This is a genomic window from Gracilibacillus orientalis, from assembly GCF_900114645.1.
GTDB lineage: Bacteria > Bacillota > Bacilli > Bacillales > Amphibacillaceae > Gracilibacillus > Gracilibacillus orientalis.
Genome location: NZ_FOTR01000008.1, coordinates 156,411 through 170,541, shown reverse-complemented (window position 1 = coordinate 170,541; position 14,131 = coordinate 156,411). Strand labels below are relative to the sequence as shown.

At 38.5% G+C, this 14,131-nt stretch carries 13 protein-coding genes and 1 pseudogene; 9 read left to right on the top strand and 5 right to left on the bottom strand.

From position 1 onward, the window contains the following. Positions 1 to 39 precede the first annotated feature (39 nt). Positions 40 to 195 (top strand): hypothetical protein, encoded by a 156-nt coding sequence (locus BM121_RS22150; RefSeq protein WP_175495451.1) that lies wholly within the window; start codon positions 40 to 42, stop codon positions 193 to 195. Between the two features lie 108 nt (positions 196 to 303). Here the strand turns inward: BM121_RS22150 and BM121_RS15105 are convergent, their stop codons facing one another. Both BM121_RS15105 and BM121_RS21840 read right to left on the bottom strand, forming a co-directional pair. After that, positions 304 to 1,650, bottom strand: coding sequence for a GntP family permease (locus BM121_RS15105; protein ID WP_091484489.1), 1,347 nt, complete (start codon positions 1,648 to 1,650; stop codon positions 304 to 306). Between the two features lie 138 nt (positions 1,651 to 1,788). Further along, positions 1,789 to 1,907, bottom strand: a pseudogene (locus BM121_RS21840) (phosphogluconate dehydrogenase (NAD(+)-dependent, decarboxylating)); the annotation flags it as partial. 340 nt (positions 1,908 to 2,247) lie between these two features. On the opposite strand from BM121_RS21840, the gene BM121_RS15100 reads away from it, so the two are divergent. Then, positions 2,248 to 3,102: a MurR/RpiR family transcriptional regulator gene (locus BM121_RS15100; protein WP_091484488.1), complete on the top strand. Its 855-nt coding sequence runs from the start codon at positions 2,248 to 2,250 to the stop codon at positions 3,100 to 3,102. A 43-nt stretch (positions 3,103 to 3,145) separates the two neighbouring features. On the opposite strand, the gene BM121_RS15095 is transcribed toward BM121_RS15100, so the two are convergent. The 3 genes from BM121_RS15095 to BM121_RS15085 all read right to left on the bottom strand — a co-directional run bounded on the left by BM121_RS15095 (position 3,146) and on the right by BM121_RS15085 (position 6,768). Next, complete coding sequence (locus BM121_RS15095) at positions 3,146 to 4,882, bottom strand: methyl-accepting chemotaxis protein (RefSeq protein WP_091484487.1); 1,737 nt, start codon at positions 4,880 to 4,882, stop codon at positions 3,146 to 3,148. 276 nt (positions 4,883 to 5,158) lie between these two features. Then, positions 5,159 to 6,151 carry a biotin synthase BioB gene (gene bioB, locus BM121_RS15090; RefSeq protein WP_091484486.1) on the bottom strand — a complete coding sequence of 331 codons (993 nt, stop codon included), beginning with the start codon at positions 6,149 to 6,151 and terminating at the stop codon, positions 5,159 to 5,161. Positions 6,152 to 6,165: 14 nt separating this feature from the next. Beyond that, on the bottom strand, positions 6,166 to 6,768 hold the full coding sequence (locus BM121_RS15085) for a biotin transporter BioY (RefSeq protein WP_091484485.1): 603 nt from the start codon (positions 6,766 to 6,768) through the stop codon (positions 6,166 to 6,168). Between the two features lie 223 nt (positions 6,769 to 6,991). On the opposite strand from BM121_RS15085, the gene BM121_RS15080 reads away from it, so the two are divergent. The 7 genes from BM121_RS15080 (at position 6,992) to BM121_RS15050 (ending at position 14,026) form a co-directional block, all read left to right on the top strand. Further along, positions 6,992 to 7,291: a hypothetical protein gene (locus tag BM121_RS15080; protein WP_091484484.1), complete on the top strand. Its 300-nt coding sequence runs from the start codon at positions 6,992 to 6,994 to the stop codon at positions 7,289 to 7,291. Further along, positions 7,288 to 8,793 carry a solute symporter family protein gene (locus BM121_RS15075; RefSeq protein ID WP_091484483.1) on the top strand — a complete coding sequence of 502 codons (1,506 nt, stop codon included), beginning with the start codon at positions 7,288 to 7,290 and terminating at the stop codon, positions 8,791 to 8,793. The genes BM121_RS15080 and BM121_RS15075 overlap by 4 nt, the downstream gene beginning before the upstream one ends. Next, positions 8,786 to 10,537, top strand: a complete 1,752-nt coding sequence (locus BM121_RS15070) for a LytS/YhcK type 5TM receptor domain-containing protein (RefSeq protein ID WP_091484482.1) — start codon at positions 8,786 to 8,788, stop codon at positions 10,535 to 10,537. The genes BM121_RS15075 and BM121_RS15070 overlap by 8 nt, the downstream gene beginning before the upstream one ends. Beyond that, positions 10,537 to 11,271 carry a LytR/AlgR family response regulator transcription factor gene (locus BM121_RS15065; RefSeq protein WP_091484481.1) on the top strand — a complete coding sequence of 245 codons (735 nt, stop codon included), beginning with the start codon at positions 10,537 to 10,539 and terminating at the stop codon, positions 11,269 to 11,271. Before BM121_RS15070 ends, BM121_RS15065 begins: the two co-directional genes overlap by 1 nt. 267 nt (positions 11,272 to 11,538) lie before the next feature. Then, positions 11,539 to 11,814 (top strand): DUF4212 domain-containing protein, encoded by a 276-nt coding sequence (locus BM121_RS15060; protein WP_091484480.1) that lies wholly within the window; start codon positions 11,539 to 11,541, stop codon positions 11,812 to 11,814. A gap of 34 nt (positions 11,815 to 11,848) precedes the next feature. Beyond that, on the top strand, positions 11,849 to 13,522 hold the full coding sequence (locus BM121_RS15055) for a sodium:solute symporter family protein (protein WP_091484479.1): 1,674 nt from the start codon (positions 11,849 to 11,851) through the stop codon (positions 13,520 to 13,522). Positions 13,523 to 13,567: 45 nt separating this feature from the next. Beyond that, the gene (locus BM121_RS15050; RefSeq protein ID WP_091484478.1) at positions 13,568 to 14,026 is read left to right on the top strand and encodes a hypothetical protein; all 459 of its coding nucleotides are present in this window, start codon (positions 13,568 to 13,570) and stop codon (positions 14,024 to 14,026) included. Positions 14,027 to 14,131 lie beyond the last annotated feature (105 nt).

Genomic DNA, 14,131 nt, shown 5'->3' with positions numbered 1-14,131 from the left:
AGAGGCATATTTACCGTGTTTAGATGATACACACCGTCGTTGGCAGCGGCAGTGGGGTATGAAGCATTTGAAACAGACATTACTGTAACAATGGATGCCTTTCTTGGAGGATTTTATGAAGCTGATGAATGGAAAAATGACATAGTTGGATCTGGTCAATTAATAAAAGAAGGTACAGGAACATTAATTATCTGATCCGGGGAAAGGGAGATTGGTTGTACATGGTAAAGTGAAGATAAAAGACTAAAGTTTTTCTGTAGTAAAATGGGCACTGTCTTCTAATGACAGTGCCCATTTAAAATTTTATGAGATGAAGATTCCTAGAATAAGTGCGACGGATAAACCGACAAGACCTATTAATGTTTCCATAATCGTCCATGACTTCAATGTATCTTTTACATCTAAGCCAAAGTATCGACCGACAAGCCAGAAACCAGAATCATTGACATGTGATAGTACTGTCGCACCTGATGCAACTGCGATAACGATTAGCCCTAAAACAGGTCCTTCAAGACTTAAGATGTCAATTAAAGGAGCGACGAGTCCTGCTGCAGTTACCATGGACACAGTTGCAGATCCTTGAGCAACACGTACGGCAGCCGCAATCAAAAATGCAAGTAAAATAGGTGGTAGGTTTGAGCCAGCCATCATGTTACCAATCACATCACCTACACCAGATTGAATTAAGACTTCCTTAAATACACCACCTGCACCAGTTACTAATATAATAATCCCTGCAGGTTCCAATCCTTTAGTCGCAATATCTTGTACTTCCTGACGGGTAAGACCGCGTTTTGTTCCTAAGAAGACAAAGGTTAAGATCGTTGCAATCGTTAAAGCAACAAATGGGTGTCCTAAGAAAGTGAATATTTCACGAGCCATATTTCCTTCCTCTAAAAAGAAGTCCGAAAATGTATTACATAAAATTAATACTAAAGGTGTTAAAATAATGGAAGCAATTAAAGAAAAGCTAGGCAATTCTTGATCATCATATTCTACTTCTTCCATATTCATGTATTCTGGTACGACAACATGTAGCCGTTTGGAAATATAACGTGCAAATAGAGGACCAGCAATAATCATCGAAGGTATACCGGCAAGTGCACCGAACAAAATAACCCATCCTAAGTCTGCTCCGACTAAATCAGCAACCGCAATCGGTCCGGGAGTCGGGGGAATAAAACTGTGTGTAACAGCTAAACCAGCTAGTAAAGGAATACCATAATACAATAATGATTTACCGGTTTTCTTTGCTAAACCGTATACAATTGGCACAAGAATGATAAAACCAACATCAAAAAAGACCGGAATCGCTACAAGAAAGCCTGTAATACCTAATGACCATTGCGCTTTATCTTCACCAAGCTTGTTGATCATAGTACGTGCTAAACGATCGGCACCACCGGATACTTCAAGCATTTGACCAAACATTGCACCTAGACCAACAACAACAGCGACAAAGCCTAATGTTCCTCCCATTCCTTGTTCCATCGTTTCGATTACATCACTAAGAGGCATTCCTGCCAATATACCAACAATTAAGCTGACTACCAATAAGGCAACGAATGCGTGTAATTTCGTTCGTATAACTAGAAATAATAATAGAAAAATTCCTGCTAAAGCAATAAGTATTAACATTTGATCTGACATGTTGTTTCCATCCTTTGTTGATTAATTTTTATTTTGATAAGTCTCACTTTATCATTTGGTTACAGCATGCCCACCGAATTCATTGTGGAGTGCTGTCTCTACTTTCCACTTTTCATAATGAGCGCATAAAGCCTTTCATTTTGGATCGCTTCCAAAAGTATTTTCCGTTAACTCCATTAACCATGAATGAAAGAGCCGTTGTTCCACACTTTGGTAACCTTTTCATAATCATAAGAAAAAGTACTTTTTAAGAATATCAAAATAGCGGTTTCACCATTATTTGAAGCAATGTGTAGTAATGCCTTTTCCGTTGTATCATGAGCAAAAACTTTATTAAAAGATCAGAGGATATTTGTATTTCCTACACTCTTAGTCTATGGTTACCGTTTCTTAATTAGATTTAACGATAACTGGTATCCCATTTTTCTTAAACCTATCCTGCCTATTTGCATTATCACCAATCCTCTATCGAAAAAAATTTCGTTCTTCATACATTATACGAAAAAAAATTCTTTTTTCAACCGTTTACAAAAAAATATTTTTTTCGTACACTAATCTTGTATAATGAAAACTAAACGTTGTTTCAGGAGAATGCTAATGAGAAAAAGAGAGCAAACGTGCTTAGATAAAGTACGAAGAGATTATCCGAAGTTTAGTGTCACTGAAAGAAAGATTGCTGACTACATTCTAAAAAATCCTAATCAAATTATTCATTCTTCCATTAATCAGCTTGCGGAGGATTTGGATGTTGCGGATTCAACCGTTTTTAGATTTTGTAAGCGGATAGGTTATAAAGGTTACCAAGCAATGAAGATTGCGTTAGCTTCTGAAGTAGTGTCCTCTATGCAAGATATTCATGAAGATGTGGATAGCGGTGACGCGATTGATACGGTGGCCGCAAAGGTTTTTCGTACCAATATTCAATCCTTGGAAGAAACATTACAGATTATAGATGAAGAACAATTACAAAAGGCTGTAAATATATTATTGTCAGCGCGCCAAATTCACTTTTTTGGTAGTGGGGGTTCCAATACGGTAGCTTTAGACGCTTATCATAAGTTTATTCGCACTGGACTTCCGGTTCAAGCTACAGTAGATACTCATTTACAGTTGATGGCAGCTTCACAACTGAATGAGAAGGATTGCGCAATGCTTATTTCTCACTCAGGATCATCTAAGGATATCTTACATATTTTAAATGTATTGAAAAAGAATGAAGTAAAAACGATTGCGATTACGAACTTTGCGAAATCGACGTTAAGTGCTGCTGTACATATCCCGCTTTATACAAGCTCAGGGGAAACCGATTTCAAAACGGAAGCATTTTCTTCTCGGATTGCCCAGTTGACATTAATTGATTTATTATATGTGAATGTATTGATGAATAGGGGCGAAGAGGGGCAAGAAGCGCTAAATAAAATGCGCGAAGCCATCATGGTGAAAAGGATATAGTAGAATAAAACACCTAGAGTGGTTATCTCTAGGTGTTTTTGAATTAATTAACATGAAATCGCTTGGTGAGCTTAGAAAGTGATTGAGATAAATCGGTCAGTTTTAAGCCGATTTCGTGTGTTCTTTCCATTTGATGGACCTGTTCATCACTTGTACTATACATTTCTTCAGCACTTGCTAATGTTTCTTGAGAGACAGATGAAAAGCTAACGGTTGCTTGTTCAAGTTCAGGTAAAACCTTATGCAGGTTTTGCAGTTCACCTTCCATACTTTGGATGCTGTTACTAACGGTATCTATTTCTTTCATTAATTCATCCATTGAAAATTTCGATTCGTTTGCTATTGTTAAGTTAGACGTAACTTTTGCATGCATTTGATCAAATTCGTGTGATGCTTGTGTCGTTACACTATCCATTTCTGAGATAGAGTATGTAATTTCCTTTGTTGCATTGGAAGCCTGCTCTGCTAGCTTCCTGACTTCATTAGCTACAACAGCAAAGCCTTTGCCAGATTCACCTGCTCTAGCTGCTTCAATGGCGGCATTCAATGCTAGAAGCTTTGTTTGTTCTGCTATCCCTTTAATTAAGTCTACTAAACTGGTAATGGAGGATGAATGAGCATTTACTTCTTGAATGGTTTCGTTCATATGTTTAAAGTCTTGTTCAAAGGAAGTAATCATTTTAATGAGCTTTATCATATTTTTCTCGCCAGATGCTGCAGAATTATTCATATCCTCTGAACTGTTATAGACCATATTCATATTCTCTAGTATAGAAAAGATCTTTTCTTTCATCTCATGGAAGCTATTGGAACTATTTTCTGAGCTATTAGCGGTTTGTTCCGCCCCTCTTTTCACAACATTAATAGCTTCAATCAATTGGTGACTGGATGATAAGGTATTGCCCGAAGAATCTTTTAATTGCACCCCAGTCGTTTCTAATTCGGAAGTAGTATCGTTGAGTTCACTCAACATTAGACGCATTTGATTTATCATAGCGTCATAACTCTTATGTAATGATATAACTTCCGGTATGGTTGTATTAATTTCGCTCGTATCACTTAAGTTTCCTTCCCGGGCTTCTTTCATCGTATTCTGTAATTTCGTTAATGGTTTTGTTATACTTCTAACGAATAATATGATGATTAAAACAGAGAAGATTAAACTAATGATCATTACGATAATAATAGTTTGAGCCATGTCATTAACTGGCCCCATATAAGATTGGTTGGGTACAGCTAGAATGTATAATCCACCAATTTGTGAATTGAGATCTTCGACAACCATCGTATAATCGATGCCATCAATCTCTTCGTGAATGATGCCTTTGTTTCGGTCAAGCATTCTATCAATTAAAGAATCAGAAAAAGTGATGCTACTTTCATTACTAACTTGAGATGGTGTTACATCCTCATCAATGATATAGTACATGTCAGCGACAATACCTTCTTCTTCTAGCTTATCTTTTTGCGAGCGGATATTCACTTCTAATTGTTGCATAAAGTAATCATCGTCACTAACATATAAGAATTTCAGATTTTCAGCTATGTATGCCATCAGTTCACCTTCACGTGTTAACCGGTTTTCGATGGTTTCCATGGTTGTATCTTTTGCTTTTAAGTAAGAACTTAGTCCTACAGCAGTAATGGAAATGATTAATAGGGCAACAAATAAAAATAGTAATCTAGTTCGTAAATGAACCTTTTCTAAAAGTTCTTGTTTATATGTTTTCTTTTGTATCTTTTTTCGTTTTTTACCTAACCTGCCGAAATTAAACTTCAATTTGATATCCTCCAGTTCCTAGGTAATTATCCTTACATCGACAAATTGTAACAAACTTATATTAAGATAATGTTAAATGTTTTTATATTTTTAGTAAAAAAGAATCATTTTATAAGCCTGTAGTTGTGTATGGAAGGTGATGGAGTCTGGATTTTAGGGGAGTTCTAAAGAACTAATCTTACGGACGAAGTTTTTTATAATAGGTAAAAAGTCCGTAAGAAATGTTTTCACTGATAGATAGAGGGTTCTCTGTATAAGTTGTTTTTAGCTTTAACTTTATACTATTTCTTCCGTCGTAACATAATCGATTTCAAAGCCGAGATCTTCTATCATTTTATGATCTTTTAGGCCAGTTTGTCCTTCTGTTGTTAAGTAATCACCTATAAAAATGGAATTAGCAGGATAAAGTCCAAAAGGTTGAAGGCTTCTCAAGTTAACTTCTCTTCCGCCGGATATACGTATTTCTTTTGTAGGATTGATGAAACGAAATAAACAAAGAACTTTTAAACAATACGTCGGGGTTAATTCGTTTGTCCCTTCTAGTAATGTCCCATCCATCGCATGCAAGAAATTAACTGGGATTGAATCGGCATTCAGTGCCTTTAATGCTCGCGCCATTTCAATAACATCTTCTTTTTTCTCCTTCATACCGACAATTACGCCAGAACATGGTGAGATACCAGATGCTTTTGCTGCATTCACTGTTGCTACACGATCATAGTAACTATGACTTGTCGTTATATGATCATGATGATTTTCTGAGGTATTAATATTGTGGTTGTAGCGATCTACACCTGCTTCTTTTAACTGATTGGCTTGCTCTGGTTCTAATAGTCCTAAGCAAGCACAAATTTTGATGTCGTAATGTTGTTTGATCTCCTCAACAGCTGAAGTTACCGTAGCAAGCTCCCGTTTGGACGGTCCTCGACCACTAGCTACAATACAATATGTACCCGATTTCTGTTCATGTGCGCGTTTAGCCCCTTGAACAATCGCCTCTTTCTCCATCATCCGATATTTTTCAATGGGGGCGGTGGAATCTCTTGATTGTGCACAATACCCACAATTCTCTGGACATAGACCAGATTTCGTGTTGATAATCATGTTGAGTTTCACTTTGTTTCCATAGTACCGTTTACGAACTTGGTAGGCACTATCTAACAGATCTAATAATGCATCGTTTGGACATTCTAAAACGGCAAGTGCCTCCTGATCCGTTATTTCTTCTGCCTCTAGGACTTTTCTTGCTAATGGTTGCCAAACACTCATATAATGCCTCCTTATTACGCAATATTCTGTTGGTTTCGAAACATACTTTTGGACAGGATACTTTTTTCAAGTCGATGAGCAAACATTCCTGCCCCAATCGATAGCACGATATCCTTAGGTAAAGGAACTGCCAACCAATACCAAACTAGTTTATAGGAGAACCCTTCAGGAGCATCAAACCACAGAAGATAGGCAGCATACATCCAATTAGCTCCAAAAAGATAATTGATTATCATCGCAATTAATGCAGCAGTGATATAGACAGGGAAGCTACGTTTCTTCTCTATCAGTTTACCTGTAACATATGCGATTAAGATAAAAGAAACAATGAAACCAAAAGTTGGAGATACAAGTGTCGATATACCACCTTTGAACTGGGCGAAAATTGGTGCACCAGCTAATCCTAGCAACATGTATACCAACATCGAGATGGCACCCAGTCGACTACCTAAAATAAGTCCCGCTAGTATCGCAAAAAAAGTTTGTAAGGTGATTGGCACACCTCCTATCACCATGAAAGGTGCAATCGATGTAATGTTTGCTCCTACTGTCATTAAGGCAATAAATATACTGCCGATGGTAATATCTATTGCTGTGAAACGCTTATTATTGTGCATTATTTCTCTCCTTTCCCAAAAATAGATTAAATGAAAAAGATATTATTGTCAACCCTATTAAAATATGGTTGACAATAATAATGGTGTTATAGGTAATTATTTTTCATATATGATCATATACTTTTGCATTCTCGTTCACAAAATTGACTTAATTATACATGCTCCGATATAATTGCATATGATAAAGGCAATTTAATTAATTCCTTCAAAGAGGAGGATTAGCGTGAAAAATAGCCACATAAATGAAAACGCTTACGAAACGTGTGATTACATAAAGAAAAAACACCGTATTCTCATCTCTACTGTTGCAATCATTGTTCTCTTTTATATATTGTTTCCCATCATGTTAACCAATTTTATTTCAGAACAAAATAAATATTTCCTCCCCTTAGCATGGGGGTATATCCTTATTTTATTTCTCCTGACATGGGGAATAGGGATCTGGCACTACTTTTTCATGAAACGATTTAACCGGAGTATAGAAGAAAGGGTAAAACAGACGAATGAAGGAGGTGGCCAATGAATTTCACCTATTTTATTTTTTTCGTAGTTATTGTAATTGGTACGTTGGTCATTACCCATTGGGCAGCAGAGCGGAGCAGAACAGCCCATCAATTTTATGTGGCGTCAGGAAGTCTTTCCGGCATGCAAAATGGTATGGCGATTGCCGGTGATTTTATCAGCGCTGCTTCTTTTTTGGGTATCACCGGATTAATTGCGCTCTATGGCTATGATGGATTCTTGTATGCGACAGGTTTTCTCATTTCCTATGTCATATTATTACTACTAATAGTCGAACCAGTTCACCGGTTGGGCACTTACTCGGTAGCAGATGTGATCACTGCCCGCTTTCCGGGAAACAGGATGCGAGCTGCTGTAGCTATCAGTGGTATCTGTATTTCCGTTTTGTATATGATCCCGCAGCTCGTTGCTTCTGGGTTATTGATCCGTCTTTTACTTGGCGTAGATTTCCGTGTAGCCGTGTGCATTATCGGTGTTTTAATGACGGTGTATGTAGCTTTTGGTGGAATGCTGGCAACATCTTGGGTACAGATTATAAAAACTGTACTGCTGATGGCTGGCACACTACTGGTTGTGTTTATTCTGCTGTCGTGGGTGAATTGGGATGTATTTGGACTAATAAATGAAGCGGTAAAGCAGAGTCCACATGAAGAATTATATTTTCATCCCGGAAATCTGTTCACCCACCCAGTGGAGAAAGTTTCGCTTACTTTAACCTTAATTTTAGGAACTTCCGGTCTTCCACATATACTAATCCGATTTTTAACGGTAAAAAATGCGAAAGAGGCTTGGGTTTCCGCCATGTCTGCCTCATGGATTATCGGCTTGTTTTATATAATGACTCTTATTTTGGGAGTGGGAACCATTGCGCTTGTTGGAAGTGAAACATTGATACAGGCGGATGCAAGTGGTAATTTGGCGGCATTATTGCTGGCAGAGACTGTTGGCGGTGATTTTCTGATTGCTTTTGTGATGGCAGTAGCCTTCGCAACTATCATTGCCGTTGTGACTGGCCTGATTTTTGCCGCAACTTCCTCATTTGCGCACGATATCTACTACCACCTTTGGAAGAAAAAAAAGGTCGAAGAGAAAAAGCAGCTGCAGGTAGCTAGAATCGTAGCTGTCGCGATCGGTATATTGTCGATCCTTTTATCGATAGAAATGGAAGAAAGTAATGTAGCCTTTCTTGTATCGATTACATTTGCGATTGCTGCATCCACCCTGTTTCCTTTGCTTATTCTTACTTTTTACTGGAAGAGATTTAACAGAGTTGGTGCCTACACAACACTATTAAGTGGCTTTCTAATATCTATCCTACTAGTTGTCTCAGGTCCGGAGGGAATCGGTTTTCTTCCACTTTCTAATCCTGGTATTCTATCAATTCCAGCCGGTTTTGCCGGTGGTGTGATTGGTTCGTTCGCAGGGAAGAGGGACGACAAAAGCTATGAAGAGCTGTTCTTAAAACTTTACGGCGATAAACAGGAGGCTGTTTCGCATGATTGACCTCACCATTGTTTTGTTTGAACGGATCGGCTTGCTTCTGTTAGCTGCCTTCATGTTAACACAAATACCAGGTTTCCGATCATTACTAGACCGGGATATAGCAATCGATACAGTGATTTATCTTGCGCTCGTCTTCGGTTTTATTGGGATACTAGGGACGCATACCGGTGTGTTAATTCGAATGGACACGTTAGTGCTTGAATCGAGAATTACTGATGTGACATCTAGTGAGGTGCTGATCGGTTTCAGTACAGTAGTGGTCATGATTGCCGGGCTACTTGGTGGACCATATGTCGGACTTGGAGCAGGAGTTATTACGGGTATCTACCTTGGATTTATGGGTGGAGAGGCTTGGGTTGCCAACAGTTTGATTAACCCTCTTGCAGGCTTAATTACAGGGTGGACAGGTCAGTTTTTCTCGGATGAACGGGTCATCGCACCGGGGAAGGCATTATTTATTGGTATGTTCCCACCGGTTTTACATATGGGTTTGCTACTGATTTTTATATCTGATCAAGAAAAAGGTGTGGAGCTAGTAAATACAATTGGTATCCCGCTTGTGATTACCAATGCCGTTGCCCTCGCCATTTTCACAATGGTTATCCGTGCTGCGCTTAATGAAACGGAAAGAGAAGCAGCGATTGAAACAAACCGAGCTTTATCGATTGCGGAAAAAGCACTACCAATTCTTCAGGATGCTTCGTTAATTTCTAATGCAGACAAAATGGCAAGGCTTCTGTTTGGTGAACTCGATGTTGCTGCGATTGCCATTACGGATAAACAGAAGGTACTTAGCCATGTAGGTCTTGGTGATGACCATCATCGATTAGGGGAGCCCCTCAAAATGAGACTTTCGCATAAAGCGCTTGATACAGGGGATATCCAAGTTGCCTACGATAGAGAAGGTATCCAGTGCCGCTTTGATGCTTGTCCATTGAAAACGGCGATCATGGTACCGATTTACCGTTCCGGTGAGATCATCGGTCTGATTAACTTATATTTTCGACATTCTCAACAGATTCGGGCCGTTGAAATTGAACTTGCCAAAGGTCTTGGAACGATTATTTCCAATCAAATCAGTGGGTTTGAGGCGGAAAGAATGAAAAAACTATTGAAGGAAGCGGAAATACGAAATCTTCAAGCACAGATTAATCCACATTTTTTATTCAATACTTTTAATCTGCTACATTCCCTAATGCGGGTCAATCAGGAAAAGGCACGTCATATACTAATACAGCTGAGTCACTATATGCGGGCGAATCTGACCATTGCCAGCAAAAAACTGATTCCCTTGAAAAATGAGCTTGAACACGTCAATGCCTATGTGGAAATTGTTACTGCACGCTTCATGGATCAGTTAATCATTAACAAATTAATTGATCAAGATCTCGAGGATGTGTTGATACCGCCAGCAACATTACAGCCTCTCATTGAAAATTGTATTCAGCATGGGTTAAAGGATAAACAGATGAAAGGAAGAATCGATTTAATTATTACAAGGAAAGAAGAGTGGATATATATCGAAGTTCGGGACAATGGTAAAGGTTTTTCGGATGATATTCAGGCATTACTTGGAATAGAGCCGATTGATCAAAAGAATGGTAATGGAACGGCCTTATATAATATTAATGAACGATTAAAAGGAATTATGGGAGAAGGAAGTCGACTGCACTTCCGAAATATACCGGAAAAAGGAAGTTCTGTTTCTTTTAAAATACTAGTCAATGCAAGGAGTGGCGTATAATGAAGATTCAAGTAATGATTGCAGAGGATGAGCGTCTGGGACGTGAAGAACTGACATATCTACTTGAGCAGGAAGACGATGTGATAGTATGTCCAAGTGCAGAAAATGGGGAACAATTGCTACAGTTATATCATGACTATAAACCGGATGTGTTATTTCTGGATATACATATGCCTGGTCTCACCGGCTTGGAAGCAGCGGAAGCATTGCGTCAAGAAGATGGGAACGAGCCGGTGATTGTATTTACTACTGCCTATGACACGTATGCTGTTCAGGCATTTGATCTCCAAGCCACAGATTACTTATTGAAGCCTTTTGACAAAGCACGTTTTGATACAGCGATGGAACGAGTGCGAGGAGAACTTAAGAAAAAGCAAAATAAAAAGCCGAAAATTGAGAAGCTGATTATTTCTACTGATAAAAAAATGGTTGTTATCGACCCGTTGCAGATTGGATATGCAGTGCGTGAAGGAAGACAGCTACTCTTACACACGTTAACGAATGAAGTAATTGAGACAAAAATGAATTTAAAAGAACTAGAAGAAAAGTTATTCGCATATCCTTTTTATCGACCACATCGAAGTTATCTGGTAAATCTGGATGCAATCGAGGAGATTGCCCCGTGGTTTAATGGAGCCTATAATATTGTCATTAATGACAAAAATAAATCGCAAGTTCCGATGAGCAGAACGGTATCAAAAGAATTTTTTGATATGTTACAAGGATTAAATTGACCATTCAGACAATGAATGCAACATTTTAAACAGATAAATCTGCATTTGAAGAAAATCTCGAAATTGAATCAATTATATTTAATATACTAAATACAAATGTTAGCGTATTTAGTATTTTTTTATGTTTTCAAAGAGGATGGGCTTTGAAACAAAAGAATAAATTCGCTTGATATCCTTAGCATAGTGCTTTTGTGGTTGTATTTGTAAGCGTTTTCTATGAACTTATACTCTAACATTAATAAAAGCGAGAAAGGATGGGAAGAGTCAATGAATCAAACACTCAATGAAAAACAGAAATGGTATTGGAAGAAAAACATCAAATTGATCATAAGTCTACTTGTTATTTGGTTTTTGGTTGGGCTTGGTGCGGGAGTACTGTTTGCTGAACCTCTCTCCAATATTCAATTTTTCAATGTATCTTTGGCGTTCTGGTTTGCGCATCAGGGTTCCATACTGGTATTTATCCTTTTAATACTGACGTATGCAGTTCGTATGGATAAACTCGACAAACAATATAAAGAAATGTTAAAGGATGGGAATTAGAAACAGTTAAGTAGTTATTAAGGAGGGGATTTCCATGAGTGTTGAAGTCATTACGATTATTCTAGTTCTTATTACGTTCGCTACTTACACAGGAATTGGTTGGTGGTCAAGGGTTCGTGATACTTCCAATTTTTATGTAGCTGGACAGGGTGTTCCAACTTTAGCAAACGGCGCTGCTATTGCTGCGGACTGGATGTCTGCCGCATCCTTTATTTCAATGGCAGGACTTGTAGCATTTTTAGGGTACGACGGAACAATTTACTTAATGGGATGGACCGGGGGTTATGTGCTTTTAGCATTATTGCTCGCTCCCTATTTACGTAAATTTGGAAAGTTTACCGTTCCAGACTTTATTGGTGACCGTTTTTATTCAAGTAGTGCCCGCGCAGTAGCAGCAGTTGCGACGATTTTTATCTCACTTACGTATATTTCCGGACAAATGCGCGGGGTAGGAATAGTTTTTAGTCGTTACTTGCAGGTAGATATTGTTATAGGGGTTCTAATTGGAATGGCCATTGTTGGATTTTTTGCATTACTAGGTGGAATGAAAGGTGTAACCTGGACACAGGCCATTCAATATTTTGTTATTATTATCGCTTTTTTAATTCCTGCGTTTGCCATTTCTTTTCAGTTAACTGGCAATCCAATTCCACAGCTAGCCTTAACAAGTAGTGATATTATCGATCGTCTCGGACAGATTCAAGTAGATCTCGGTATGACGGAATACATGGTGCCATTTACCGATTTATCCATGATTAATGTCTTTATGGTTACTTTAGCTTTAATGGCGGGTACTGCTGGGCTTCCACATGTTATCGTCCGTTTCTATACTGTTAAAAGTGTCCGTGCTGCACGTTGGTCAGCGGTTTGGGCGATTATATTTATAGGACTTCTTTATTTAACAGCACCTGCTGTTGGTGCATTTGCTAAATACAATTTAATCGACACGATAGCAGATCAGCCATTGGAAGAAGTTCAGAATATTGAATGGGTAAGTAAATGGGAAACAACAGGTCTCTTACAATTAGATGATGTAAATGGTGATGGAGTGGTGAATTTTACTGGTGGTGAAGACAATGAAGTCTTTATTGACGGAGATATTATCGTGTTATCCACTCCGGAAGTAGCAAACCTTGCACCTTTTATTATTGCGTTGGTTGCAGCCGGAGGACTAGCAGCGGCATTGTCTACTGCATCAGGGTTATTAATTACGATGACAAGTGCCGTATCACATGATATCTATTATCGGATTTTTAATAAAGAAGCCTCAGAATCACAAAGACTGCGCGTTGGCCGGATTACATTACTGATAGCATTGGCTATCGCAGCATATGTCGGTATTAATCCCCCAGGCTTTGCCGGAGAAGTTGTCGCACTTGCCTTTGGTCTAGGTGCAGCAAGTCTGTTTCCGGTTATTCTGTTAGGTATCTTTGACAAGCGGATGAATAAAGAAGGTGCGATTGCTGGAATCGTTACTGGTTTAGGTTTCACGCTAATCATGATTGGTGCCATGCTCTCTCAGTCTATTTTGGGAACGGATGAACCAATTTTAGATAGCTTCTTTGGTATTAATGCTCAAGGTGTCGGAGTAGTAGGCATGGTGCTAAACTTTGTCGTCAGCTTTATTGTTTCTAGGATGACTCCAGAACCGCCTAAAGATATTCAGGAATTAATTGAAAATGTACGTGCGCCAGAAATAGATGAGTAAAAGGCTAAGGAGTATGAGGATCAACTGGCAGAAAGGAGGAAAAAGATGAATTGGACAATAGTTTTAGCAGGTTTAGTAGTCATCTTATATCTTTTCCATCCATGGATGAATATGAAAACTTTTCAAAAGGTGATAGGGATTACCCTGTTTCTTGAAATCTTTTATTTAACTGGTTACTATCTGATGGAATGGCCATTTCCTACGCCAATTGTTCTTGTGCAACTGTTTGTTGTATCAGGAATGGGAGTTGCTTTAGGAGTATTTTTCTCCAGGTTTTGGCCACTGCCACTTGAGAAGGGTTTTGAACGGATTTTCCGGACATTCCTGATCGCAATCCCTTCATTAGGTTTCGGTATGGGATTGCAAGTCATTCTCCAGGGTGCACATGCAACACAGGCAATTTATTTAATCTTTGCATTAGCTGCATGGCTTGGATCTGGTAGGTTTGTACGTGAAACAAAAGCAGATTTAGCTCATAAGAAAAGATTAGAAGGAACAGCTTAACTGAAACAGTACCACTTTTTGAGTGGTGCTGTTTTTATCTTGTTTTTTTAAAAAAAATAGAGGCTGTTTCCATAGTGTCAAAACATATTTGAACCATGATATATA

Bases quoted from the DNA above. Each gene is read 5' to 3' on its own strand.
- BM121_RS15105 (WP_091484489.1), bottom strand. From the start codon at position 1,650: ATGTCAGATCAAATGTTAATACTTATTGCTTTAGCAGGAATTTTTCTA.
- BM121_RS15100 (WP_091484488.1), top strand. From the start codon at position 2,248: ATGAGAAAAAGAGAGCAAACGTGCTTAGATAAAGTACGAAGAGATTAT.
- bioB (WP_091484486.1), bottom strand. From the start codon at position 6,151: ATGAGTGTTTGGCAACCATTAGCAAGAAAAGTCCTAGAGGCAGAAGAA.
- BM121_RS15085 (WP_091484485.1), bottom strand. From the start codon at position 6,768: ATGCACAATAATAAGCGTTTCACAGCAATAGATATTACCATCGGCAGT.
- BM121_RS15075 (WP_091484483.1), top strand. From the start codon at position 7,288: ATGAATTTCACCTATTTTATTTTTTTCGTAGTTATTGTAATTGGTACG.
- BM121_RS15070 (WP_091484482.1), top strand. From the start codon at position 8,786: ATGATTGACCTCACCATTGTTTTGTTTGAACGGATCGGCTTGCTTCTG.
- BM121_RS15065 (WP_091484481.1), top strand. From the start codon at position 10,537: ATGAAGATTCAAGTAATGATTGCAGAGGATGAGCGTCTGGGACGTGAA.
- BM121_RS15060 (WP_091484480.1), top strand. From the start codon at position 11,539: ATGAATCAAACACTCAATGAAAAACAGAAATGGTATTGGAAGAAAAAC.
- BM121_RS15055 (WP_091484479.1), top strand. From the start codon at position 11,849: ATGAGTGTTGAAGTCATTACGATTATTCTAGTTCTTATTACGTTCGCT.
- BM121_RS15050 (WP_091484478.1), top strand. From the start codon at position 13,568: ATGAATTGGACAATAGTTTTAGCAGGTTTAGTAGTCATCTTATATCTT.